The following is a 25116-nucleotide window of genomic DNA, read 5'->3' on the forward strand; positions in this document are numbered from 1 at the left end:
CCCGTCACTATACGGGGAGAAGGTGGCGGCAGCCGGACGAGGGCAGCACCAGCCTTGTGAAGCGAATGGGTTCACATCCCCGTCAGATCGCTCATCAGCCCCGACGCGACCGACAGCCGCGACACGGTGATGTCGCCGCCTTCGGTGAGCGCCTGAAGCCGCTCGCGGATGCGCGCCACCCGCTCGCCGCCGGCTTCCAGCCAGGCCACCACCGGATCCGCGGCCTTGGCATGACCGGTGAGTGCTGCCACCGCAATGCCGCGCCGCGCTGCCCCGATCGTGTCGGTGGCGCGCGACAGCGCCAGCTGATCGTAGTAGTCGGAGGGCGTGATCGAACGCGCCGCGTCCTCGACACGCGGGATACGGAAGGCATCGCTGACCGCGAAGAACGCCTTGGCCGCGGCAACGATGTCGGCGCCGGCCGTGCGCGCCGTCAGCGCGATGTCGGGGATGAGCTCCGCCACCTCGTTCAGCGCCAATTGCCCGGCCAGCTTTTCCGGCGCGCCACTCTTGAACAGCCCGTGCCGCTTCTCCTCGATACGCTCACGCGAGAAGGCCGGCAGCAGTGAAACGAGCTTGGGTTCCAGTGCCTTGCGCGCTTCCATGAGTTCGCCAATGCGCTGACCAAGTGGTGCGGTGCCGGCATCGTTCTTGAGATACCAGCCGCTGGTCACGTAGATCAGCCGGCTGACCGCCTGGTAGAGATCGAGCTGCACCTGGCCGTCGATCAGATTGTCGAGCGCGTCGATCTCGAGATAGAGCGCCGGCAAGGCAAAACCGTCGCGCACCACAGCAAAAGTGCGCACCACGTCGGCCGCGGTACGTCCGGTCGCTTCCTGCAACCGGTTGACGAAGGACGGGCCGCCGCGATTGACCAGGTCGTTGGCGACGACCCGGGCAATGATCTCGCGGCGCAACCTGTGGTCGTTGATCTCGGCTGCGTATTTCTTCGCCATCCGGTCCGGGAAATAGCCCATCAGGTCGCGATCGAAATGCACGTCGTCCGGCACGTCGCTGGCGACGATATCGGAAAACAGCACGATCTTGGCATAGGCCAGCAACACGCCGAGCTCGGCCCTGGTCAGCGGCTCGCCGCGTGCTTCGCGCTCGGCAAGGGCCGCCGGCGAAGGCAGCGTCTCGACGGCGCGGTCGAGCAGGCCGCGTCCCTCCAGCGCCGTCATGAAGCGGCTTTGGTGCGCGATGTCGGCGAGGCCGCGCTTGCGGGCGATCGAAAGCGCCAGCGTCTGCTCGTAATTGTTGGACAGCACCAGTCCGCCAACCTCGTTGGTCATTTCGGCCAGCAGCTTGTTGCGCGCCGGGCGCGTCAACGACCCCTTGCGCATGGCCGAAGCCAGCGCAATCTTGATGTTGACCTCAACGTCGGAGCAGTTGACGCCGCCCGAATTGTCGATCGCGTCCGAGTTGCAGCGGCCGCCATTCATGCCGAACTCGATGCGGGCCCGCTGCGTCACGCCGAGATTGGCGCCCTCGCCGATCACCTTGGCGCGCACATCGAGCGCGGTGATGCGGACGGCATCATTGGCGCGGTCGCCGACCTCGGCGTTGGTTTCGCCGGATGCCCTCAAATACGTGCCGATGCCGCCGAACCAGAGCAGATCGACCGGCGCCTTGAGGATGGCGCCCATGATCTCGACCGGCGTGGCGGTCGTCTTGGCCAGACCGATCGCCGCCGCCGCCGCCGCCGGCAAGGTGATCGACTTCTGGTTGCGCGACACGATGATGCCGCCTTCCGACAGTTTGGTCTTGTCGTAGTCCTGCCAGCTCGAACGCGGCAGGGCGAACATGCGCTCGCGCTCGGCCATCGAAGCCGCCATGTCGGGATCGGGATCGATGAAGATGTCGCGATGGTCGAAGGCGGCGATCAGCCTGGTCTTCGGCGACAATAGCATGCCGTTGCCGAACACGTCACCCGACATGTCGCCGACACCGACGACGGTGAAGGGCGAGGTCTGGATGTCGCGGTTCATCTCGCGGAAATGCCGCTTGACCGCCTCCCAGGCGCCCTTGGCGGTGATGCCCATCTTCTTGTGGTCGTAGCCGGCCGAACCGCCACTGGCGAAGGCGTCGTCGAGCCAGAAGCCATGCTTCTCGCTGATGGCGTTCGCCGTGTCGGAGAAGGTCGCCGTGCCCTTGTCGGCGGCAACGACGAAATATGGATCGTCCGGGTCGCGGCGCACGACGCCGGCCGGCGGGATGACGCCGTCGAGGCCGATATTGTCGGTGATCGACAGCAGGCTGGAGACAAAGTTCTTGTAGGCCGAGGTGCCGGCCTCGAAGATCGCATCGCGGCTGCCGCCCGCCGGCAGGCGCTTGGGGAAAAAGCCGCCCTTGGCGCCAACCGGCACGATGACGGCGTTCTTGACCTGCTGCGCCTTGACCAGGCCAAGCACTTCGGTGCGGTAGTCCTGGGCGCGGTCCGACCAGCGCAGACCGCCCCGCGCCACAGGCCCGAAGCGCAGATGCAGCCCCTCGACCTCGGAACCGTAGACGAAGATCTCCCGCCACGGCCGCGGCGCCGGCAAGCCGTCGACCGCATGCGAATCGAGTTTGATCGCCAGCGACTGGCCTTTCTCTTTCGTATCGGCAACGAAATGATTGGTGCGCAGCGAGGCTTCGATCAGATTGAGGTAGCGGCGGATGATAGTGTCGTCGTCGATGTTCGGCACATCTTCCAGCGCATCCTTGATCTTGGCCTTGAGGTGCTTTGCCGCTACCACGCCTTCGGCCTCGGCCGTCGGGCCAAGCCGGGAGATGAACAGGGCGTGCAGGCCGCGCGCGATATCGGGATAGCGGTTGAGCGCGGCAGCGATGAAGTCCTGGCTTTGCGGAATGCCGACCTGCTGCAGATAGCGGCCATAGGCGCGCAGGATGGTGATCTCGCCCGACCACAGGCCTGCGGTCTGGGCAAGGCCGTTATAGCCGTCATTATCGACGTCACCGCGCCAGACGGACAGGAATGCGTCCTCGAACAGCGCACCGCCATCGGTAAGGTCGATCGGCTTGCCGTAGCTGTTCTCGAGCTCCATGTCGTGAATGAAGACCATACCGGGCTGGTCGTCACCGACCTCGAAGGTGCGCTCGCTGATGACTCGGAAGCCGATGTTTTCCAGCACCGGCACGCGCCGTGACAACGCCACCGGGCTGCCGTGGTGATAGATCTTTAGCGACGCCTGATGCGGCTTCTGCTCGGCATTGCGATAATAGTCGATGGCGATCGGATTGCTGGCGCTGATCTCGGCGATGCGCCCCGCATCGGCCAGCGCCACCGCTGCGCTGAACGTATCGCGGTAGCTTTCCGGCAGCCGTGCGGCGATGCTCTTCAAAGCCTGGTTGCCACCATTGGCGTCGGCCGCGTCGGAAAGGGCGTCCTCCCAGGTGCGCACGATGTCACGGATCGCCGCCTCGATTGCCGCTTGCTCGACCTTCGGCGTCTTGCCGCCGGAGCGGCCGATGATGAAATGGACACGCGCCAGGCCGCCTTCGGGGAAGGCAGGATAATAGGCCGACAGCCGGCCTTCGAACACGGTCTTGAGATAGCTGCCGATCTTCTCGCGCGCGACACTGTCGTAACGGTCGCGCGGCACGAAGACGAGTATCGAGACGAAACGATCAAACTGGTCGACGCGCACCAGCGCCCTGACCCGCGGCCGCTCGACCAGGCCGAGAATGGCTGCGGCGTGCTTCTTCAGGATCGGCACCGGGACCTGGAACAACTCGTCGCGCGGATAGCTCTCCAGCACGTTGATCAGCGCCTTACCGGAGTGATCGTGCCGGTCAAAGCCGGACTTGGCGATGATGGTTTCGGCCTTCGACCGCAGATACGGGATCTTCATCACGGAGCGCGTGTAGGCGGTCGAGGTGAACAGGCCGACGATGCGCAATTCGCCCGCCAGCGTGCCCTTGGACGTGTAGGTCTTGACGCCGATGTAGTCGAGATAGATGCGGCGGTGCACGGAGGACTTGGCATTGGCCTTGGTGACGATCAGCGGCTCCGGCCCGTGCAGGAAGGCGCGGATTTCCGGTGTCGTCGTCACCGCTTCCGTGCCGCGCCTCAGCACCAGCACGTCCGGATCGGACAGGATGCCGAGACCAGGCTTGTCGGCGCGCTCCAGCGTGCCGCTTTCCTCGCCGCCGGTGTATTTGAACTCGCGCATGCCGAGGAAGGTGAAATTGTCGTCGCGCAGCCACTCCAGGAAGGCGATCGCCTCGGCAACGCTCTTCTTGTCGAGCGGCACCGCCGAATAGCGGAACTCCGAGATCGCCTGATCGAGGCGGGCCAGCATCGGCCGCCAGTCGTGGACCGCTGCATGCACCTGGCCGAGCATCTTGCGCAGCCGCTCGGTCAATCCGCCCGCCTGCTCGGCGGTCAGCCGCGGGATATGGACATGGATGACGCTCAGCCGGTCGTGGCTGCCGTCGTCCTTGGCGAAATTGCCGTCGCCGAGGATTTCTTCCACACCGCCTTTTCCGCGGCGAACGGTGATGACCGGGTGGGTGACCAAGGTCGGTTCGCCGGCGCTTTCGGTGATCTCGCCGAGGATGGAATCGAACAGGAACGGCATGTTGTCGTTGACGACCGTGATCACCGTCACCGGGCGGCCCTGGCGGACGACGCCTGAATCGGCATCGACGGCGACGACGCACTCACTCTTCTTGTGGCCGGCGACCGCCTGGCCGGCAAGATCGGCCGCGCGTTCGAGGTCGGCCACCTCATAGGCGGCGATGTCTTCAGCCGGCGCGCGGGCGAGCAGATAGTCGGCAAGCCTGGTTGGTCGTTCCTCCGTCTTTGCCGCTGGGGTGGTCTTTTTCTTCGACTTCGCTGCGGATTTCACGCTGGCCATGATGCCATTCCTCCCGTCGCATGCTTTTGTGACTATGGTAGCAGATGAGCGCTGTTTGGCGACAAAGGTTTGACGGCTTGMCAAGATTTATCGGAATTCGGCGACAGGACATCGCCCAACGAGGAGAAGCCACCCCATGACCGGCAAAATCACCGCGCTTGACCTTGCTTCGGGAGAGCTGAGCGAGGCGACAAAAGCCTATTTCGCCAAATGCGAGGAGAAGCTCGGGCTCGTCCCCAACGTGCTGCGCGCCTATGCCTTCGACGACAAGAAGCTGCGCGCCTTTACCGACATGTACAACGACCTGATGCTGGGCGAGTCCGGCCTGTCGAAACTGGAACGTGAGATGATCGCGGTTGCCGTCTCCTCGATCAACCATTGCTATTATTGCCTGACCGCGCATGGCGCGGCGGTGCGCCAGTTGTCCGGCGACCCGACGCTCGGCGAGATGATGGTGATGAACTTCCGCGCCGCCGAGCTTTCGCCGAGGCAGACCGCAATGCTCGAGTTCGCCGTCAAGCTAACGGAAGAGCCGGCTAAGATCGTCGAGGCTGATCGAGCCGCACTGCGCAAGGCCGGCTTCACCGATCGCGACATCTGGGACATCGCCTCGACCGCTTCGTTCTTCAACATGTCGAACCGTGTGGCGGCGGCAATCGACATGCGGCCGAACGACGAATACCACGCCATGGCGAGGTAAGCTGCTGGAGCCAGCCGCGCTCTACATTAGCCCTTTCGCATTCTCGTTGCATGTTCGCCGCTTTGGTCCGATGATTGCCAGGCGGCGTGACCGCATGCCGGTTCGATGCCGCTGATCAAGGGAGGAGAACATGGCGAAGTTTCTCTACGTCTATCACGGCTCGGGCAAGATGCCGACCGAGGAGGCCGAACGGCAGGCGGCAATGGACGCCTGGACGCACTGGTATGGCAAGCTCGGCTCGGCCGTGGTCGACGGCGGCAATCCGGTCGGCATGTCGAAGATGGTGCTGCCCGGCGGCAAGGTCGAGAACAATGGCGGCAGCAATCCAACCGCCGGCTATACGATCGTTGAAGCAAAAGACATCGACGATGCCGTCGGCAAGGCCAAGGATTGTCCTATCCTTATGGACCCGGCTTTCAGCGTCGAGATCGCGCCGATCATTGAAGTGATGTGACGCGGCGTTTTAAGCGTGATCCTCCTAACCGAGGGTCTGCGAAGCAGAAAAAGTTCCCGCTTTTCGCTGACGCCGTCCTTCGGTTCGGATTCATGCCCTATCACCGCGCCGCGATCGCTGCGGCGGCACCGGCCATCGTCGTGGCGCTGACGCGGTTGGCGATCTTCATGGCGCGCTTGCTTTTCAACAGCTTGCGCGCCTGCGAGGCGGCGAGCACCCAGGCGAGATTGATGACGATGAGGACCACCGCCATGGTCGCCGTCAATTCGACCCAGCCGAGGATGCTCACCGACGCGAGGTCGATGATCGTCGGCAGCAGCGCCAGGTAGAACATCATGATCTTGGGATTGCCGAGCGTCACCGCCATGCCGGCGAAGAACAGTTTTGCGGGCGAATCCTCGCGCGGCATCTCGCCCTCTTTGGCGTCGACCGGCGCGGTCCACATCTTGAAGGCGAGATAAGCGAGATAGGCGACGCCGATCCATTTCACGACGACGAAGGCGAAGTGAAAACTCTGCGCCACGAGAGCCAGCCCGAACACCGCCAGCGACAGCCAGATACCCTCTCCGATCCACATGGCGAGCAGGAACGGGAACACGTCACGATACCCTTTCGAGATGACCCGCGCGACGAGCGCCGCGATCGACGGGCCCGGCGAACCGGCGGCAACGAACAAGGCGGCGGCGAAGATCAGCAGCGAAGTGAGGTGCATGGTCAGGATCTCTGCTTGAGGTTCGATCCGCCACACTAACCCGACAGCTGTAACGATGGCAAAGGCAAGATAATCGCTGGAGCTTCTCCCTTCTCCTCCATCCCTTACGGGGAGAAGGTGCCGGCAGGCGGATGAAGGGTAGCACCAACGTGAGATAATCAGGTGCCTTGCACCTCTGGCATCTCGCAGCTAGAAGGGCCGCCGCGAAATAATTTCGAGCGTCACTTTGCCTCAGTAACCGCCGGTCTCGTCAACTCCCCCGACACACTGCATGGCGCCGCATTCGCGGTGCCTGTTTTCAATTCATGTGTTCCTCTGGGCGGCGGTTCGAGACCGGTTTGGCACTGCTGAACCGTTGTCGCGCGCTTTCCGCCCGTGACACCTGATTTCCGATCGCCACAGCCTGCCGCCACGCCGCGCCCGCATGGGCATCTCGACATTGCCGACCTGATGAACTTCCCGACGGGAAGGGCTTATCGGCATGTCTGCACTCCTGCGTATCCGCTGGGCGATCGCGCCCAAGACCGCACCTCGACCACTCATCAACTGCAATCGCTGCGGCACCCTGAAGGCCTATCGCTGCAGCGAAAAATTCCGCGTCAACGCCAACGGCAGGCGCATCGACGTCTGGCTGATCTATCGTTGCATCGACTGCGACAATTCCTGGAATTTCGGCATACTGGAGCGCTGCAACCGCCGCGACATCGAACCGGCGCGGCTCGCGGCGCTCGAAAGCAATGATCCGTCACTCGCCCGGCGCCATGCTTTCGACGTCATCGCGCTGCGCAGCCGGGTGGGACGCGTCGAGGAATTTCCCGACGTCGTCGTCCGCAAACAAATGCTCGGCTCCCCTCAAGAGGCCGCAACCATGTTGGAACTCCTGCTCGGGCTCGAAATGCCGACATCGCTGCGGCTTGACCGGCTGCTCGCTAACGAACTCGGCCTCTCGCGATCGCGGCTTCAGACGTTGGAAGAAAGGCGATTGCTAGTCGTCGACCCTGACGGCGCCAAAGCCCTGCGCAAGCCGGCCCGCGCGGGGACCATGATCCGGATCGACCTTGCCGGCGAAACCGACCGGGAGAACATCATCTCGGCCGCCGGCGGGTGAATGAAGAGAGGGGCGAAGCACTTGTGTACTCCGCCCCTCTCAGCTGTAAGAAAAAGAAAATAAGGTTACGCGGCGCCGACTGCCTTGGCCGACTTCTCGAAGCGCTTGCGCTCGTTCGGGTCGAGATAGAGCTTGCGCAGGCGGATGGTCTTCGGCGTCACCTCGACCAGCTCGTCGTCCTGGATCCAGGCTAGTGCGCGTTCCAGCGTCATGCGGATCGGCGGGGTGAGCTTGACCGCCTCGTCCTTGCCGGCGGCGCGGATGTTGGTCAGCTTCTTGCCCTTCAGCACGTTCACTTCGAGGTCGTTGTCGCGGCTATGGATGCCGATGATCATGCCCTGATAGACCTTGACGCCGGGATCGATGACCATCGGGCCGCGATCTTCCAGGTTCCACATGGCATAGGCCACCGCTTCGCCCTGCTCGTTGGAGATCAGCACGCCATTGGTGCGGCCCGGCAATTCTCCCTTGTAGGGCTCGTAGGCATGGAACAGCCGGTTCATCACGGCGGTGCCGCGCGTGTCGGTCAACAGTTCCGACTGGTAGCCGATCAGGCCACGCGTCGGCGCGTGGAAAACGATGCGCTGGCGGTTGCCGCCGGACGGGCGCAGCTCGACCATCTCGGCCTTGCGCTCCGACATCTTCTGCACGACGATGCCGGCATGCTCCTCGTCGACGTCGATGACGACTTCCTCGACCGGCTCCAGCAATTCGCCGCTTTCGCCCTTCTGCATGACGACGCGCGGCCGCGACACGGCGATCTCGAAGCCTTCGCGGCGCATCGTCTCGATCAGCACGGCCAGCTGCAATTCACCGCGGCCGGAGACGAAGAACGAATCCTTGTCCGGCGATTCCTCGATCTTCAGCGCGACATTGCCTTCGGCCTCGCGCAGCAGGCGGTCACGGATGACGCGGCTGGTCACCTTGTCGCCTTCGGTGCCGGCCAGCGGGCTGTCATTGACGAGGAAGGACATGGTCACGGTCGGCGGATCGATCGGCTGCGCATGCAGGGGTTCGGTCACGGACGGGTCGCAGAACGTATCGGCGACAGTGCCCTTCGACAGGCCGGCGATGGCGACGATATCGCCCGCCTGGGCTTCTTCGATCGGCTGGCGCTCGAGTCCGCGGAAGGCGAGGATCTTGGAAATACGGCCGGTCTCGACCAGCGTGCCGTCATGGTGCAGCACCTTGACCGGCTGGTTGGACTTCAGGGTGCCGCTCTCGATGCGGCCGGTGATGATACGGCCAAGGAAAGGATTGGCTTCCAGGATGGTGCCGATCATGCGGAATGGGCCGGGATGAACGGTCGGCGTCGGCACATGCTTGATGACGAGATCGAACAGCGGCGCCAGGCCCTGGTCCTTTGGGCCTTCCGGATTTTCCGAAACCCAGCCATCGCGGCCTGAACCGTAGAGGATCGGGAAATCGAGCTGCTCGTCGGTGGCGTCGAGCGCCGCGAACAGGTCGAACACCTCGTTGACCACCTCGACATGGCGGGCGTCCGGACGGTCGATCTTGTTGATGACGACGATCGGCTTCAGGCCGACCTTGAGCGCCTTGCCAACGACGAACTTGGTCTGCGGCATCGGCCCTTCGGCGGCGTCGACCAGCACGATGGCCGAATCCACCATCGACAGGATGCGCTCGACCTCTCCGCCAAAGTCGGCGTGGCCAGGGGTGTCGACGATGTTGATGCGGGTGTCCTTCCAGTCGACCGAGGTCGCCTTGGCCAGGATGGTGATACCGCGTTCCTTTTCGAGGTCGTTGGAATCCATGGCGCGCTCAGCGACGCGCTGATTGTCGCGGAAGGAGCCGGATTGCCGGAGCAACTGGTCGACGAGGGTGGTTTTTCCATGGTCGACGTGCGCGATGATCGCGATATTACGGATTTTCATGTTCTGGTCTCGGAAGCGTTGCAGGCAGCAGGCCAAAGGCGCTGCCTCTTTCGGTTGCGCGGCTCATACAGGGTTTTTCGCAGTTGCGAAAGAGGACGCGCGACACCAAATACTCATCAAATCTTAAGCATCTGCGTGTGAAATGATTTTGTTAACCAAGGCGGGAACCTTTCGAGGCCCGGACAGTTCGAACGTCATGACCGATAAACTCAACCGATTTTGGCCGCTCATCGCGTCCGCTGCCTTTGCTATCCTGCTGGCGGCCAACGCCGCGCAGTCGGCTGCGACGCAGAAGGAAGCGCGGCCGGCCTTGCCAACCGTTGCGCCATCCGCCGAGCAGGTCTTTGCCGACGCACCCGACGGCGTCGACCCGATGGTGACCGGCCCGGTCAGCGCCGCCTTCAAGCAGAGGCAGGACGCCGCCAACTGCGACACCGCCGTCTGGCCGAACGTCCCGATGGTCTGCTATCCCGACTGACGACCGCCGCCAGCGGTCGTCATTCCAGAGATGACGAAGGTCGGCTTTACGCCGACCGCACCGGGTCGAGCGTGACCTTGTAGAGTTCGTTGTCGTCGCGGTCCATCAGCCGCACCGTCATCTGCTCGCTGGCGCCATTGATATCGACCAGCCCGAAGAATTGAAGGCCGGCTGACGGCGGCAGGTTCTGGCCTTGCTCGGCGGTTGGCGCCTTGATGAATTTCAGCTCCGGACCGAAGGTCATGTCGAAATCGTTCGGGCCGAACGTGCCTGCATGGATCGGGCCCGAGACGAATTCCCAGAACGGATTGAAATCCTGGAACTGCGCCTTGTCGGGATTGTAGTAGTGCGCAGCGGTGTAATGCACGTCGGCGGTCAGCCAGACGGTGTTGCTGATGCCGGCATTCTTGATGAAGCGCAGCAGATCGGCGATCTCGAGCTCGCGTCCCTTGGCCGGGCCGTTGTCGCCATTGCTGACCGCTTCCGCGCCGACCTTCTTGGCGCCATCGTCCCAAACGACGAGGCCGAGCGGCATGTCGGCGGCGATGATTTTCCAGGTTGCCTTCGAATTTGCCAGTTCGCGCTTCAGCCATTTCGTCTGCTGTTCGCCGAGCATGCGCGATTGCGGCGTCATCTCATCTTGCATGTCCGGACCGTTGGGACCGCGATAGGAACGCATGTCGAGGAAGAACACGTCGAGCAGCGGCCCATAGGCAATCTTGCGATAGACGCGGCCCGGCTCGGACGGTTCATAGCGGATCGTCGTCATTTCATGGAACGCACGCGCCGCGCGTGCCGCCAGCACATGGATGGATTTCTCCGTGTACCGGTTGTCGGCGCTGAGATCCTTCGAATCCGACCAGTTGTTCAGCACTTCGTGGTCGTCCCACTGGTAGAAGGTCGGGCAGATGGCGCTGAGGCCCAGCACGTTCTTGTCCATCATGTTGTATTTCCACTGGTCGCGGTATTCGTCCAGCGTCTCGGCGACCTTGCGCTTGCCCTCGATCAGCACGACGTTCTTCCACTTGCCGCCCCCGGGCAGGTCGACCTCGTCCTTCATGGCGCCGTCGGCATAGATGGTGTCGCCCGAATGCAGGAAGAAGTCGGGCGTGTGCTTGCCGATCGTGGCGTAGGTCTTCATGCCGGTCTCGTCGATTCCCCAGCCTTGGCCAGCGGTGTCGCCCGACCAGGCGAACTTGATGTCGCGCCTGGAGGCAGGCGCGGTGCGGAAGCGGCCCGTGATCGGCTCGGAAACCACATTGATGTCGGCGAGATCGGCCGCCGTCATGCGATAGAAGATATCCTGGTCGGAAGCGAGGTCGGTGAGCAGACGCTTGACCGTATAGTCGCTGGCCGGCGAGGTATCGAGCGGCGCCAGGCGGACGGCATCAGTGAAACTTTCGGTCGACGACACTTCGAACATGACGCGCGACGGCCGATCCGTGCGCGCCCACACCATGCCGCTGGTGGCGTCGACATCGCCTGACTGGACGCCATGGGTGAAGGCCGGGCGCTGGCTGGCGCGTGAATAGTATGGCAGCGCCAGGTCGGAGACGCCGACCAGGCCAGCGGCGCTGGCCGAGGTGACGAAAGCACGGCGGGTCATCGAGAGCTTGTTCATGGCTGTCTCCTGGATGGCTTGAACGGTGCCACCAAGGTCCAACCTCAATGTTTCAGGCGCATCTCCAAACCATGAAGGTTTGATAACAACCAACAGGCTGGGCACGTTCTCCCCTTGTCTCCAGGGGGAGAAGGGAGAGCCGCACCCAGTCGCCTTACGCCGCTTGCGGTTCAGGATCGAAGGCCGGTCGGCTGGTGTTGATCAACAGAGAGATACAGGCGGCGGCGATTGCCGTCATGCCGGCGATCATGAAGGCCAGCTCGTAGTTGCCCTGAAGCTCGCGCATCGTGCCGCCGAAGGCTGCGGCAGCAGCTGCGCCGATCTGATGTCCGGCGACGATCCAGCCGAACACGATCGGACCGCTGCGATCGCCGAACGCCTCGTTGGCGAGCCTCAGCGTCGGCGGCACGGTGGCGATCCAGTCGAGGCCGTAAAGCACCGCGAAGATGATCAGGCTGGTTGCCGAGAAGCCGGAATAGGGCAGGTAGATCAGCGACAGGCCACGGATCCCATAATAGACGCCGAGCAGCTTGCGCGGGTCGAAACGGTCGGTGAGCCAGCCCGACAGCGTCGTGCCGATCAGGTCGAAAATGCCCATCATCGACAGCAGGCCGGCCGCCTGCACCTCGCCGATGCCCATGTCGCCGCAGAAGGCGATCAGATGCGTGCCGACCAGACCGTTGGTGGTGAAACCGCAGACGAAGAAGGTGGCGAACAGATACCAGAACACGCGCGTGCCGGCGGCGCGGCGCAGCGTCGAGAACGTGTGGGCGAGGAAATTGCCCTGCGATGCCGGTGACACCGGCGGCACATCGTCGGCCGCGGCACCATAGCGCACCATGCCGATCGAAGCCGGCCGCTCCGGTACCAGCAGCCAGACCAGCGGCACCAGAGCAGCGGTGGCGATCGAAACGGCGATGACAACCGGCTGCCAGCCGCCCGACTGTGCGAGCGAGGCGATCAGCGGCAGGAACACCAGCATGCCTGAGGCACTGGAGGCCGACATCAGCCCCATGACAAGGCCGCGATTGGTCTTGAACCAGCGGTTGACGATGGTGGCGCCGAGCACGCTGGCGACAGCGCCGGAACCAATGCCCGAGAACACGCCCCAGGTGATGAACAGATGCCAGGGCTTGGTCATCAAGAGGCTAAGCGCGGTCGAGCCAGACATCACCACCAGCGAGGCAAGCAGCGTGCGGCGCAGCCCGATCCGCTCCATCAGGGCGGCGGCGAACGGCCCGGTCAGGCCGTAGAGCAGGATGCCGACACCGGCGGCCAGCGAGACGACGTCGCGACGCCAGCCGAAACTGTTCTCCAGCGGCAGCATCATGACGGCGGGCGCCGAGCGCAGGCCGGCCGCGACCAGCAGGCAGAGGAAGATGACGCCAACCACGACGAAAGCGTAGCGCTGGCCAAACGGACGGGATTGAGCTATCATGTTACTGACCGGTACGTTGCAGATGGGAGAAGGTATACGTACCGATCGGTAACATTGTCAATCGAGTTCCATGATGCCAACGGACAAAAATATTGAACTGACCATCAGCGACGGTCATGCGTCGGCGCCACCAAAGGCCGCCAAGAAGATCCTCGACGTGGCCTATGAGCTGTTCTACCGGCGCGGCATCAGGGCGATCGGCGTCGACGAGATCGTCAAGCGCGCCGGCGTCACCAAGCCCAGCCTCTATCGAAGCTTTCCTTCCAAAGACGAATTGGCGGCCTCCTATCTCAGGCAGTACGACCAGGAATACTGGGAGCGTTTCGATGAGGCGGTCGCCGCCCATCCCGGCGACCCGCGTGCGCAGATCAAGGCATTCCTGACCCGCATCGGCAAGCGCACGCAGGTGGCGGACTATCGCGGCTGCGGCATGACCAATGCGGCGGTCGAGTACCCCGAACACAGCCATCCGGCCCGCGTGGTCAGCGAGGCCAACAAGCAGGAATTGCGCCGCCGCCTGCGCGCCATGGCGGTTGCAATGGGTGCGCAGGATCCTGATACGCTGGGCGACGGCCTGCTGCTGCTTATCGAAGGCGCCTATATCAGCGGCCAGCTGTTCGGGCTCGGCGGCCCGGCGCAGTCGGTCGCTCGCAACGCCGATCTGCTGATTGAAGCGAGCTTGAAGAAATAGCATTTGACGCTACGCTGCGATGGCTTGCAACGGAGATTGTCGGCCATGCGCGCTCTTCTGATCCCGTTCGTCTTGGCCGGTTTCTGCCAGGCTGCGCAGGCCAGCGACATTTCAAGCGCCTATATCGATCTCGACTGGAAGAAGGACTGCGTAACCTACGCGCAGGCCGAAGAAGGCGACGGCGACTGGGCCGATCTCGCCTGTTCGGGCTATCGCGGCTACCCCGTCCTGATCGCCTATGACGACGCGCGCGAATCGCTGTTTTATGGCTTTCCGCCCGGCAGCGACATGACATCAGTCTGGGAGAGTTTCTCCGACTTCAATTCGTCCGGCGCCAGGATCGAGTGGCGCATCGAAACCACGGGCGACAAGGCTGTGCCCTTTGCCGCGATCCACCGCCGCTCGATCAGCAACCCGGACGACGAAAAGAAGCCGACCGAGGTGCTGCTCATCGCCAAGGTCGGCCAGATGGACGCCCGCGATGGCTGCACGGTCGGCCTGGTGCTGGCCACCGGCAATCCCGCCGCCAACGATCAGGCGCGCAAACTGGCCGACGAGAAAGCGCGGACGTTCGCCTGCGGCAAGGACAGGCACACCGTCATCGGCGACGTGCCGGCTTTCGGTCGGGTCGATAACTAAGCTCGTCGGATTGGCCGCAGCGTCCGCAACTTCGTCATCCACGGGCGGAGCAAGGAGCGTAGCGACGCGGCGCAGACCCGAGGATCCATGCCGCGAAATCACAACGCCGCAGCGGTGCAGAATTCTGTTCCGCCGCGTCCGCGACAGGCATCACGGCATGGATCCCAGGGTCTGCGCGTCGCTTCGCCCTGGGATGACGAAGCTGAGTTACTTGCTCGCCTTGGCCCGCGCGATTGCGTCGAGGATCATCTTCTTGGCGTATTTGGAATCGTGCCAGCCTTCGATCTTGACCCATTTGCCGGGCTCGAGATCCTTGTAGTGCTCGAAGAAGTGCTGGACCTGCTGGCGCGTGATGTCGGGCAGTTGCGTGTATTCGGTGACGTTCTCGTAGCGCAGCGTCAGTTTGGGTGACGGCACGGCGATGATCTTTTCGTCCTGGCCGGCATTGTCCTCCATGATCAGCACGCCGATCGGCCTGACATTGATGACGCAGCCTGGCACCAGTGCACGGGTGTTGCAGACCAGCACGTCGATCGGATCACCGTCGCCCGACAGCGTGTGCGGCACGAAGCCGTAATTGCCGGGGTAGCGCATCGAGGTGTGCAGGAAGCGGTCGACGAACAGCGTGCCGGCCTCCTTGTCCATCTCGTATTTGATCGGCTCGCCGCCGATCGGCACCTCGATGATGACGTTGACGTCCTCAGGCGGATTCTTTCCGCTGGCTATGGCTTCAATGCGCATGGCTTTGTCCCTCTTATCGATGACAGATCGATAGCGGGCGAGGCGCGGCGGCGCAATGCGGCGAATGGTGCTGGGTAGGGTCAGGTGGACACAGTGGCCGAAAGGCCGGGCCGTCACTCCCAGACGAAAGCGACCTTCTTAAGCGCCTTCTGCTCGAAGATTTCGACACCCTCTGCAACATCACGGCCGCCGGCGCCGGCGTAGAAGGCGAGCGCGTTCTGATTGTCTTCCAGCGCCCACACCACCATGCCCTTCAGCCCGTGATCGGCCAGTCGCGCCTTGGCTGCCGCGAACAAACGGCTGCCGAGCCCGATACCCTGATACTCCGGGCGCAGGTACAGTTCGTAGATTTCGCCTTGCTGCCTGAGTTCCCTGGCCCGGTTCTTGCCGATCGTGGCATAGCCGGCGATCTCGCCGCCGATTTCGACAACCAGCACGGTGGCGGCGCGGCGGATGGCATTCGCCCACCAATCGGCGCCACGGCGGTTGATCATCGATGTCAGCGTGCGGTGTGGAATGATGCCGGAATAGGCGCCGCGCCAGGCCTGCAGGTGCACCTCGGCGATGGCGCCTGCGTCGCTCGGTTCGGCCTTCCTTATGTCGATCGTCAGCGTATTCATGATTTCTTAACCATAAACCCGCATTGCCCGATTGCAAGAGTCCGCGCGGCCCGCCGATCGCTTTCTCACAGACGATCATGGCGTCGGTGACATCGGCGAGAGCCTGTCTGAAAACGCGCTCAGCCGAGAAGGATGGGGTGGTTTTCGAGAACCGAAGCGCAGCGGACTTTCAGGTCCGTGAGCATCGGAAGCGTGGAAAACCGCACCAGGCGTCCGGCTGAGAAGCTTTTACAGGCAGGCTCTCAGATCTCGACAAGATGGTCGTCGAGTTCGTTGGTGTCGCCCGACGTGACCGGGAAATGCTCGGCCAGCACCGCGCCCACCGTTTCGATCGCCTTGACGAAGCCATCAGCAAGCCGGTCGTCGCCGGCATGCGCGGTCAAGTCGCGCACCACGCCATCCCAGACATGCTGGCCGACCTTGGCATCGATGCCCGAATCGGCCACCACCTCGGCATAGCGTTCGGCGATCGAGACGAAGATCAGCACGCCGGTGCGCGCCGCGGTGCGGTGGACGTTGCGGGCGAGGAACTGCTTGATCGCATTGGCGTGCGCCGCCTGATAACGCATCCGCCTCGGCACCAGATGGATGCGCAGGCCGGGCAGCGTCCACAACAAAGACAGCACGCAGGCCAGCGCCAGCAGCTGTGCGATGACGAAATGCGGTAGCCGGATCGACAGCCACCAGGCCTCCAGCCCATAGCCGACGGCAAGGCTGACGATCAGCATGCCTGCCGTCGCCATGAAGGCGGCCGGGAAGAAATAGCCGTCGCTGGCATGCGCCATGACGCAATAGATCTCGCCATCGGTCCTGGCTTCGGCGGCACGGATCGCGGCGGCGATGCGCTCATGATCTTCCGGGCTGATCGGTCGTGTCGCCATGATCTTGTCTCACCAGCTTCCTGAAGAACCGCCACCACCGGATGAGCCACCGCCACCCGAAAACCCGCCGCCGCTGCTTGAGCCGGACGACCACCCGCCACCGGAACTTCCCGACGACCAGCCGCTGCCCGACGACGAACCCGTTGTCCAGCTGCTGCCCGAGGATCCGCTCGGTCCGCGGCCGTAACGAAACGTCATGCCCAGCCATTTGTACACGCCCGGCGACAGCTTTGTGCCGAACGTCGGCGGCAGGAACGCCATCGCCAACCCGCCAAAGAACATCGTGCCCCACAGGATCAGGAACACCGCGACGATGGGGTCGATGGGCATGCTGTTGTGGGCGGGATTGCGCTGACCGCGCGCCTCCAGCTCCTCCGGATTGCCTTCCAGCACCATGACCATGTCGTCGACGGCCTTGCTGATGCCGCCGGAGAAGTCGCCGGCGCGGAAGGCCGGCACCATGTCGTTTTCGATGATCAGCTTGGTGTGCAGGTCGGTCAGCGTGCCTTCCAGCCCATAGCCGACCTCGATGCGCATCTTGTGGTCGTTCTTGGCCACCAGCAAAAGCACGCCATTGTTCTCGCCGGCCTGGCCGAGCCTCCAGAAGCGGAACAGCCGGTTAGCGTAGGGCTCGATCTCCTCGCCGTCGAGACTGTCGATGGTGGCGACGACGATCTGGTCGGAGCCTTTTGTCTCGAAATCGGCAAGCTTCTGCGTCAGCGCCGCCTTGGTGGCGGCGTCGACAATGCCGGCATTGTCGACGACACGGCCCGTCAGCGCCGGCAGTTCGGCGGCAAAGGCCGTGAACCCGACGAACAGCGCCGCCACGGCCACCAGGACTGCCGCGGCGAAGCGGGCGGGTCTCGACAGGCCGACGGTGCGTGTTGTCATGCCATCACCAGCTTCCCGAGGAACCGCCGCCGCCGGACGAACCGCCGCCGCCGGAAAAGCCGCCACCGCTACCGCCTGAAGACCAGCCGCCGCCGGAGCTTCCCGACGACCAGCCGCCACCAGACGACCGCCGGTGTGGCTCGAAGGTCATGCCGAGCCAGCGGTAGCGGCCGGGACCAAGCTTCTGGCCGAAGATCGGCGGCAGGACGGAGACCGCGATGCTGCCGAAGAAGATGATCGCCCAGATGCTGATGAAGACGGCGAAGAACAGGTCGTCGGAATTGAACGGCGCCTGCTGATTGCGCTCGCCACGCGCCACCAACTCCTCCGGATTGCCTTCCAGCACCATGACCATGTCGTCGACGGCCTTGCTGATGCCGCCGGAGAAGTCGCCGGCGCGGAAGGCCGGCACCATGTCGTTTTCGATGATCAGCTTGGTGTGCAGGTCGGTCAGCGTGCCTTCCAGCCCATAGCCGACCTCGATGCGCATCTTGTGGTCGTTCTTGGCCACCAACAGCAGGACGCCGTTGTTTTCCTTCGCCTGGCCGAGTTTCCAGAAACGGAACAGCCGGTTGGCGTAAGGTTCGATCTCCTCGCCGTCGAGACTGCTGATGGTGGCGACGACGATCTGGTCGGAGCCTTTTGTCTCGAAGTCGGCAAGCTTTTGCGTCAGCGCCGCTTTGGTCGCGGCATCAATGATGCCGGCATTGTCGACGACACGGCCGGTCAGGGCGGGCAGGTCGGCGGCGAGGGCGGTGAACGGGAGGAAGAGGAGGCCTAGAATGGCATACAGCAAAGCAAGGTTGGCGACCCGTCGCGCCCCCCTCTGTCCTGCCGGACATCTCCCCCGCAAGGGGGGAGATTGGATGCTTCCCGGATACTGCCTGCCCGGCAACCTTGAAGATTGGCGAAACCCATGGAGACGACCAATCTCCCCCCTTGAGGGGGAGATGTCCGGCAGGACAGAGGGGGGTGTGGACACGCCTACGGTCCGTCTCGTCAGGATTCAGTATCGGAAGGTTTGTTGGCTTAGGCCCCTCACCCGCCCTGCTTGGTGCCGAAATCGACCTTCGGCGTCTGCAGCTTGTCATCGTCGATGGTGAAGTTGGCGAAGGGCTGGTTGCTGCGGAACCAGAAGGTCGCCCACAGCACCGAGGGGAAGGTCTTCAGCGTCAGATTGTAGTCCTTGACCGCCTGGATGTAGTCGCGCCGTGCTACCGCGATGCGGTTTTCGGTGCCTTCGAGCTGTGCCTGCAGCGCCAGGAAATTCTGGTTGGCCTTGAGGTCGGGATAGGCCTCCGATACCGCGATCAGCCGCGACAGCGCGCTGGTCAGCCCCGCCTGGGCATCCTGGAACTTCTTGAGGGCTTCGGGATCCTTCAGCGTTTCCGGCGTCACCGTTATCTGCGTTGCCTTGGCGCGGGCCTCGACCACCGCATCGAGCGTGTCCTTTTCGTGCGAGGCATAGCCCTTGACCGTCTCGACCAGGTTGGGGATGAGGTCGGCGCGGCGCTGATACTGGTTCAGCACCTCGCTCCATGCCGCCTTGGCGTTTTCCTCCGCCGTCGGGATGGTGTTGTAACCGCAGCCGGCCAGCAGCGGCAGTACGATCGCCATCATCAGGAAGGCGGGCAGCGTGCGGAACATAGACGGTGGAGCAATGCGCTGGGCAAACATGATGGGATTCCTCGGTAGAAGTTGCATGCGAAGCATTACCACAATCGGCGGGCAAGAAAACCGCCCGACCGGCGGCCGCTTGCCTGGCACGCCCGGTGCCGTTGCAAGGCCCTGTGATTGGCCGCGCGAACGCGATAAGGTCTTGACGAAACGGGACATCATCATGGCGGACCGCCAGGACAGCGAGAGGGAATCGCGCCGTATCCTCGAGCGCATCGCGCGCGAGACGGATCCGGCCGGCAATTCGTTTGTGGCGCGCAGCACCAAAGGCATGCGCGACCACGTCACCGCAGCCGACGCCGACCGTGCCGACCCGATCGAACTCTGGGGCACGCGCATTGGCCGCACACTCGGCCTGCTGCTGACGCTGGGCCTGATGGTCTGGCTCGTGCTTTACGTCATCCGGGGCAGTTAGGAATCAAAGAACAATGAGCGCCGAAAAAACCGACGCGCCGCGTGCGGTCATCGTCATTTCCAGCCATGTCGCGCGCGGCTCGGTCGGCAACCGCGCGGCTGTCTTCGCGCTGGAAACACTGGGCTTTCCGGTGTGGGCGGTGCCGACAATCATCCTGCCCTGGCATCCCGGCCATGGGCGGGCGACGCGGATCGTGCCACCGCTCGACCAGTTCAAGGCGCTGATGGCCGATCTCGAGCGTGCGCCATGGCTGGGCGAAGTCGGCGCCGTTCTGTCCGGGTATCTCGGCGAGGCCGGCCAGGCCGAGGCCGTCGCCTCGCTGGTCGCCGCGGTCAAGGCAAAGACGCCTGACGCCGTCTATATCTGCGACCCGGTGATGGGCGATTCGGGTGGCCTCTACGTGCCGGAACCGACTGCTGCCGCCATGCGTGATCGGCTGATGCCGATCGCCGACATCGCCACCCCCAACCGGTACGAACTGGAATGGATGGCCGGCGCACCCTTGCCCGACCTCAAATCGGTGATCGCGGCCGCCCTTCACGCCGGGCCATCGACCATGCTTGTCACCTCGGCGCCGTCGCTGATGACCGGTGGCACGGGCAACCTGCTGCTCGACGGCAACCAGGTGCTGCTGGCCGAGCACCGCCTCATCGACAAGCCGCCGAACGGTCTCGGCGACCTTACGGCGGCCGTCTACCTGGCGCGCATCCTGTCCGGCCAGCCGGCGATCAAGGCGCTGCAGTCGACCACGGCGGCGGTCTACGAGATCCTGGCGCGCACCGCCAAGCGCGGCGGCGACGAACTGCAGCTCGAAACCGATGCGCAGAGCCTGTCGAACCCGATGGCGATGGTGCAGCTTCGCCACCTCACGCATCCGGGGAGGGACCGGCGGGCGTGACCCTGGCCACGACCGTCGTGACTGTCGGTGTCGACGGCTGCAAGGCCGGCTGGATCGCCGTACGGCGCGATCCCGGCTCGATCCCTCGTAGCCCCGGCTCGATCCCTCGTAGCCCCGGTTCGACACCCTCTGTCGATGTCTTTGCAAGCTTCACAGCCCTGCTTGCATCACTGCCAGTCGACGCGGTTGTCGCTGTCGACATGCCGATCGGTCTGCCCGAGTTTTCAAGCAGAGGCGGGCGCGGACCGGAAGCGCTGGTGCGGCCATTGCTCGGGCAACGGCAGTCCAGCGTCTTTTCGATCCCGTCCCGCGCCGCGCTCTATGCCGATACGGGCGACTTCACCACCATCGAAGCCTGGTATGCCGCACATCGCCGGGCAAGCGAGGTGGCCATGACCACATCCGACCCGCCGCGCGGCGTTTCGATCCAGGCGTTCGGCATTTTTGCCAAGATCCGCGAGATCGACGCCTTGCTCATCGCCCGACCCGAATTGCGCGGCCGCATCTTCGAATCGCATCCGGAAGTCGCCTTCTGCCGGCTGAATGGCGACCAGGCCATGCAGCTGCCGAAGAAGATCAAGGGCAGCATCAATCCGGCCGGCATGGCGGAACGAAGGGCGCTGCTGAGCCGGCACGGCTATGAGATGGGCTTTCTCGATCAGCCGCCGCCGCGCGGTGCCGCCGCCGATGATTTTCTCGATGCGGCGGCGATGATGCTGATTGCCGGTCGCATTGCCGCGGTGAGGCACGGCCATTTCCCGACCCGCCGGGCCGCGACGGTTTTGGCATCCCCGTCGCCATCTGGGCGTGAACCCAATAGCTCAAGCCATGCGTCTTGCATGGCGATTGGCGGGCAGCCATCTGCAATTCGGCATTGCCCGCAACAGGCTTTTGCCGTTAGAGGCTCTCTGGAGCAATTCTAGGAAAAGAGTGAAGCGGTTTTCCGTTCGGAATTGCGCCAAAGCAAAACAGATAGAGCGGTTCGACGTTTCCGTGAAACGGTGACCCGCTCTAGACCGCAACGAGCTGCCGCATCCAACCCGGAAAGGCTCCAGACGCCGCCCATGCCCCATCTCCCCGACCATCTTCTCGCTGGCTACCGCAGTTTCATGAGCGGCCGCTATCTCACCGAGAGCGGACGTTATCGCGAGCTTGCCCGCGAAGGCCAGGCACCCGAAACCATGATCGTCGCCTGCTGCGACTCCCGCGCGGCCCCCGAAGCGATCTTCGACGCCGGCCCCGGCGAACTCTTCGTGCTGCGCAATGTCGGCAATCTGGTGCCGCCTTACGCGCCGGACGGCGAGTTCCATTCGACCTCTGCCGCACTCGAATTCGCCGTGCAGAGCCTCAAGGTCAAGAACATCGTCGTCATGGGCCATGGTCGCTGCGGCGGCATCCGCGCAGCGCTCGACACCACGTCCGCACCACTGTCTCCCGGCGACTTCATCGGCAAATGGATGAGCCTCATCGCACCAGCGGCCGAGACCGTGTCCTCCAGCACCTTCATGACGGCGTCGGAGCGCCAGACCGCGCTGGAGCGCATTTCGATCCGCTATTCCATCGCCAATCTCAGGACCTTTCCTTGCGTCTCGATCCTCGAAGGCAAGGGGCGGCTGTCGCTGCACGGCGCCTGGTTCGACATTTCGACCGGCGAACTCTGGGTGATGAACAAGGAGACCGGCGATTTCGAACGACCGGAGTTGGCATAGACACATGATCCAGAACCGAAGGAACGCGCCAGCGAAAGGTGACAACCGGCTCTTCGGGTAGCTGATAGCCGATAGGAAGACGGAGGCAGCACATGATGGGAGATCGCCGTTCGATCACTTTCGTCGCGGCAGCGTTGCTGTTTTCGATCATTCCAGTCCATGCCGACGATGGCGCCATCATCAGCCGATGGTATTCGGCCCTCCTGGTCGCCGACCGCACTGAACTGTCCGACCTGCTCGCCGACGACGTCCGCATCAAGCTGGACGACCTCGGCATCGTGCAGAGCAAGCAGGAATTCATCGCCTCGATCGATGAATGGCAAGGCGCCGTCGCGGGTGCGGAGATCCGGCACCGGATCGAAAAAAGCGAAGGCGGCGTCACCACCGTGATCGCCTGCTATGATTTTCCCAACAACGACATGCTGATGCAGGAAACCTTCGCGGTGACCGACAATCGCATCACCGCGAGCTCGCAAGCGGCGATCGCCGAGAATTGCGACGGTTACTGACGAAAACCTGACCGGTGGCACTGTTGCGCGCGGTAAACCTGCGCCCTACATCGGTACCAACTCACCCTGCCCACCGCCTTCACTGGCGCCCGGCCTGCCTTCACCAAGGAAAGATTGTCCATGCATTCCACGAAAGCCGTCGACCTCGCCATCCATCCGCTGACCGCTTGGCAAGGGCCGCTCGGCCTGCCTGATTTCACCCGCATTGGCGACGACGACTTTGCCCCGGCCTTCGACGCGGCGCTGAAGGAGCATGAGGCGGAGATCGAGGCGATCGCCGGCAACAAGGACGCGCCGACCATCGACAACACGCTGCAGGCGCTGGAACTCGGTGGCGAGGCACTCGACCGTGTCTCGTCGATCTTCTGGTGCCGCGCCGGCGCACACACCAATGACACGTTCCAGGCACTGGAGCGCGACATCTCGCCAAAAATGTCCAGACATTTCTCGGCAATCTCGATGAACGAGCGGCTGTTTGCCCGCATCGACGACCTTTACCAGCGCCGGAAAAGCCTGAAGCTCGATGCCGAGACGCTGCGGGTGCTGGAGAAGACCTGGAAGGGGTTTGTACGCTCCGGCGCGAAGCTCAGCGCCGACGGCAAGAAGCGGCTGGCAAAGATCAACGAGGAATTGTCCTCGCTTGGCACGAATTTCGGCCAGAACGTGCTTGCCGACGAGCGCGACTGGGCGCTGTTCCTCGACGCGGTCGACCTTGCCGGCCTGCCGGACTTCCTGAAAAGCTCGATGGCCGAAGCCGCCGAGATGCGCGGCCAGAAGGGCCGCTATGCGGTCACCCTGTCTCGTTCGATCTACGAGCCGTTCACGACCTTCTCGGAACGCCGCGACCTGCGCGAGATCGCCTTCCGCGCCTTCACCATGCGCGGCCAGAATGGCGGCGCCACCGACAACACAATCGTCGTGCGCGACATGCTGAAGCTGCGCGCCGAAAAGGCAAAGCTGCTCGGCTACGGCTCGTTTGCCGCGCTGAAGCTCGACGACACCATGGCCAAGACGCCGAAGGCAGTGCATGCGCTGCTCGATCCGGTCTGGGAGAAGGCAGTGGAAAGGGCCGCCGCCGACCAGAGCGAACTGCAGCGGCTGGCGACGGGGGCCGGCAGCAACGAGACATTCGCCGCCTGGGACTGGCGGTTCTACCAGGAGAAGCTGCGCGCCGAAAAGTTCGCCTTCGATGAGGCCGAACTAAAACCCTATCTGCAGCTAGACCGCGTCATCGACGCCTGCTTCGACGTGGCGACAAGGCTGTTCGGCATCACCTTCGAGGAAAAGCAAGGCATTGCCGTATGGCATCCGGATGCGCGCGTCTTCGTGGTGAAAAATGCCGATGGCAGCGAACGCGGCCTGTTCCTCGCCGACTATTTCGCGCGGCCGTCAAAGCGCTCCGGCGCCTGGATGAGCGCGCTCAAGTCCGGGTACAAGCTTGGCCACGGGTCGAAACCGGTGATCTACAACATCATGAACTTCGCCAAGCCGCCGGCCGGCGAGCCGGCCCTGCTGTCGGTCGACGAGGCGAGAACGTTGTTCCATGAATTTGGCCACGCACTGCACGGCATGCTGACCGATGTCACCTGGCCGTCGGTTTCCGGCACCTCGGTCAGCCGCGATTTCGTCGAATTGCCCTCGCAGCTCTACGAACACTGGCTGACCGTGCCGGCGGTTCTGGAAAAGCACGCGCTGCATGTGAAGACCGGCAAGCCGATGCCGAAGGCGCTGCTCGACAAGATGCTGGCAGCGCGCACCTTTGGCGCCGGCTTCGCCACGGTCGAATTCACCTCTTCGGCGCTGATCGACATGGCCTATCACGCGCGGCCGGATGCGCCAGAAGCGCCACTTCGTTTCGAAGCCGAAACGCTTGATAAGCTCGACATGCCGGACACCATCGCGATGCGTCATCGCACTCCACATTTCGGCCATGTGTTTTCCGGCGACGGCTATTCGGCCGGCTATTACTCCTACATGTGGTCTGAAGTTCTCGACGCCGATGCCTTCGCCGCCTTCGAGGAGACCGGCGATCCCTTCAACCCGGGTCTCGCCGAGAAGCTGAGAAAGAACATCTACGCCGCCGGCGGCTCGAAGGACCCCGAAGAGCTCTACACGGCGTTTCGCGGCAAGATGCCGTCGCCCCATGCGATGATGGTCAAGCGCGGGCTGGTGTAGGA

The 25116-nt window shown here is 63.6% G+C and carries 22 protein-coding genes and 1 pseudogene; 12 read left to right on the top strand and 11 right to left on the bottom strand.

The features are described 5' to 3' along the window. Positions 1-71 precede the first annotated feature (71 nt). Entirely contained in the window at positions 72-4862 is a 4791-nt protein-coding gene (locus AC1D2G_RS00760; protein ID WP_477411556.1) for an NAD-glutamate dehydrogenase, read from the bottom strand. A 136-nt stretch (positions 4863-4998) separates the two neighbouring features. On the opposite strand from AC1D2G_RS00760, the gene AC1D2G_RS00765 reads away from it, so the two are divergent. Both AC1D2G_RS00765 and AC1D2G_RS00770 read left to right on the top strand, forming a co-directional pair. After that, a complete protein-coding gene (locus AC1D2G_RS00765; RefSeq protein WP_477300086.1) occupies positions 4999-5562 on the top strand; it encodes a peroxidase-related enzyme in 564 nt (187 codons plus the stop codon). Positions 5563-5692: 130 nt separating this feature from the next. Beyond that, positions 5693-6016 (top strand): YciI family protein, encoded by a 324-nt coding sequence (locus tag AC1D2G_RS00770; RefSeq protein ID WP_095084148.1) that lies wholly within the window; start codon positions 5693-5695, stop codon positions 6014-6016. A 100-nt stretch (positions 6017-6116) separates the two neighbouring features. On the opposite strand, the gene AC1D2G_RS00775 is transcribed toward AC1D2G_RS00770, so the two are convergent. Then, entirely contained in the window at positions 6117-6728 is a 612-nt protein-coding gene (locus tag AC1D2G_RS00775; RefSeq protein WP_477411557.1) for a LysE family translocator, read from the bottom strand. Between the two features lie 481 nt (positions 6729-7209). Between AC1D2G_RS00775 and AC1D2G_RS00780 the strand changes: the two genes are divergently transcribed. Continuing rightward, positions 7210-7836, top strand: a complete 627-nt coding sequence (locus AC1D2G_RS00780; RefSeq protein WP_477411558.1) for a DUF1062 domain-containing protein — start codon at positions 7210-7212, stop codon at positions 7834-7836. A 65-nt stretch (positions 7837-7901) separates the two neighbouring features. Here AC1D2G_RS00780 and typA read toward each other — a convergent pair whose 3' ends face one another. After that, positions 7902-9731, bottom strand: a complete 1830-nt coding sequence (typA, locus tag AC1D2G_RS00785) for a translational GTPase TypA (protein ID WP_095084146.1) — start codon at positions 9729-9731, stop codon at positions 7902-7904. A gap of 196 nt (positions 9732-9927) precedes the next feature. Between typA and AC1D2G_RS00790 the strand changes: the two genes are divergently transcribed. After that, positions 9928-10209, top strand: coding sequence for a hypothetical protein (locus AC1D2G_RS00790; RefSeq protein WP_245331066.1), 282 nt, complete (start codon positions 9928-9930; stop codon positions 10207-10209). Between the two features lie 46 nt (positions 10210-10255). Here the strand turns inward: AC1D2G_RS00790 and AC1D2G_RS00795 are convergent, their stop codons facing one another. Next, positions 10256-11830, bottom strand: coding sequence for an alkaline phosphatase D family protein (locus AC1D2G_RS00795; protein ID WP_477411559.1), 1575 nt, complete (start codon positions 11828-11830; stop codon positions 10256-10258). A gap of 154 nt (positions 11831-11984) precedes the next feature. Next, positions 11985-13268 carry an MFS transporter gene (locus tag AC1D2G_RS00800; RefSeq protein ID WP_457150612.1) on the bottom strand — a complete coding sequence of 428 codons (1284 nt, stop codon included), beginning with the start codon at positions 13266-13268 and terminating at the stop codon, positions 11985-11987. 73 nt (positions 13269-13341) lie between these two features. Here AC1D2G_RS00800 and AC1D2G_RS00805 point away from each other — a divergent pair, with 73 nt between their 5' ends. Next, entirely contained in the window at positions 13342-13959 is a 618-nt protein-coding gene (locus AC1D2G_RS00805; protein WP_095084415.1) for a TetR/AcrR family transcriptional regulator, read from the top strand. A 45-nt stretch (positions 13960-14004) separates the two neighbouring features. Continuing rightward, on the top strand, positions 14005-14598 hold the full coding sequence (locus AC1D2G_RS00810; RefSeq protein ID WP_477411560.1) for a hypothetical protein: 594 nt from the start codon (positions 14005-14007) through the stop codon (positions 14596-14598). A 207-nt stretch (positions 14599-14805) separates the two neighbouring features. Here the strand turns inward: AC1D2G_RS00810 and ppa are convergent, their stop codons facing one another. The 6 genes from ppa to AC1D2G_RS00840 all read right to left on the bottom strand — a co-directional run bounded on the left by ppa (position 14806) and on the right by AC1D2G_RS00840 (position 19408). Next, on the bottom strand, positions 14806-15339 hold the full coding sequence (gene ppa / locus AC1D2G_RS00815) for an inorganic diphosphatase (protein WP_095084142.1): 534 nt from the start codon (positions 15337-15339) through the stop codon (positions 14806-14808). Between the two features lie 113 nt (positions 15340-15452). Beyond that, the gene (locus AC1D2G_RS00820) at positions 15453-15959 is read right to left on the bottom strand and encodes a GNAT family N-acetyltransferase (RefSeq protein ID WP_184872479.1); all 507 of its coding nucleotides are present in this window, start codon (positions 15957-15959) and stop codon (positions 15453-15455) included. Positions 15960-16201: 242 nt separating this feature from the next. Beyond that, positions 16202-16840 carry a TPM domain-containing protein gene (locus AC1D2G_RS00825; RefSeq protein ID WP_477411561.1) on the bottom strand — a complete coding sequence of 213 codons (639 nt, stop codon included), beginning with the start codon at positions 16838-16840 and terminating at the stop codon, positions 16202-16204. Positions 16841-16849: 9 nt separating this feature from the next. Beyond that, a complete protein-coding gene (locus AC1D2G_RS00830; protein ID WP_477411562.1) occupies positions 16850-17731 on the bottom strand; it encodes a TPM domain-containing protein in 882 nt (293 codons plus the stop codon). A 4-nt stretch (positions 17732-17735) separates the two neighbouring features. After that, positions 17736-18584 carry a TPM domain-containing protein gene (locus AC1D2G_RS00835; RefSeq protein ID WP_477411563.1) on the bottom strand — a complete coding sequence of 283 codons (849 nt, stop codon included), beginning with the start codon at positions 18582-18584 and terminating at the stop codon, positions 17736-17738. A 185-nt stretch (positions 18585-18769) separates the two neighbouring features. Then, positions 18770-19408 carry a LemA family protein gene (locus AC1D2G_RS00840; RefSeq protein WP_477411564.1) on the bottom strand — a complete coding sequence of 213 codons (639 nt, stop codon included), beginning with the start codon at positions 19406-19408 and terminating at the stop codon, positions 18770-18772. Between the two features lie 163 nt (positions 19409-19571). Between AC1D2G_RS00840 and AC1D2G_RS00845 the strand changes: the two genes are divergently transcribed. The 6 genes and pseudogenes from AC1D2G_RS00845 to AC1D2G_RS00870 all read left to right on the top strand — a co-directional run bounded on the left by AC1D2G_RS00845 (position 19572) and on the right by AC1D2G_RS00870 (position 25114). Continuing rightward, positions 19572-19823 carry a hypothetical protein gene (locus AC1D2G_RS00845; protein WP_457150633.1) on the top strand — a complete coding sequence of 84 codons (252 nt, stop codon included), beginning with the start codon at positions 19572-19574 and terminating at the stop codon, positions 19821-19823. A gap of 13 nt (positions 19824-19836) precedes the next feature. Next, positions 19837-20721 carry a pyridoxal kinase PdxY gene (pdxY, locus tag AC1D2G_RS00850; protein ID WP_477411565.1) on the top strand — a complete coding sequence of 295 codons (885 nt, stop codon included), beginning with the start codon at positions 19837-19839 and terminating at the stop codon, positions 20719-20721. A gap of 2 nt (positions 20722-20723) precedes the next feature. Further along, positions 20724-21532 (top strand): annotated as a pseudogene (locus AC1D2G_RS00855) (DUF429 domain-containing protein). A gap of 253 nt (positions 21533-21785) precedes the next feature. Continuing rightward, positions 21786-22430 carry a carbonic anhydrase gene (locus AC1D2G_RS00860; RefSeq protein ID WP_457150622.1) on the top strand — a complete coding sequence of 215 codons (645 nt, stop codon included), beginning with the start codon at positions 21786-21788 and terminating at the stop codon, positions 22428-22430. Positions 22431-22525: 95 nt separating this feature from the next. Next, complete coding sequence (locus AC1D2G_RS00865) at positions 22526-22939, top strand: nuclear transport factor 2 family protein (protein ID WP_477227832.1); 414 nt, start codon at positions 22526-22528, stop codon at positions 22937-22939. A 120-nt stretch (positions 22940-23059) separates the two neighbouring features. After that, a complete protein-coding gene (locus AC1D2G_RS00870) occupies positions 23060-25114 on the top strand; it encodes a M3 family metallopeptidase (RefSeq protein ID WP_477411566.1) in 2055 nt (684 codons plus the stop codon). Positions 25115-25116: the final 2 nt, after the last annotated feature.

It is taken from the genome of Mesorhizobium sp. P2_C7 (assembly GCF_056404515.1).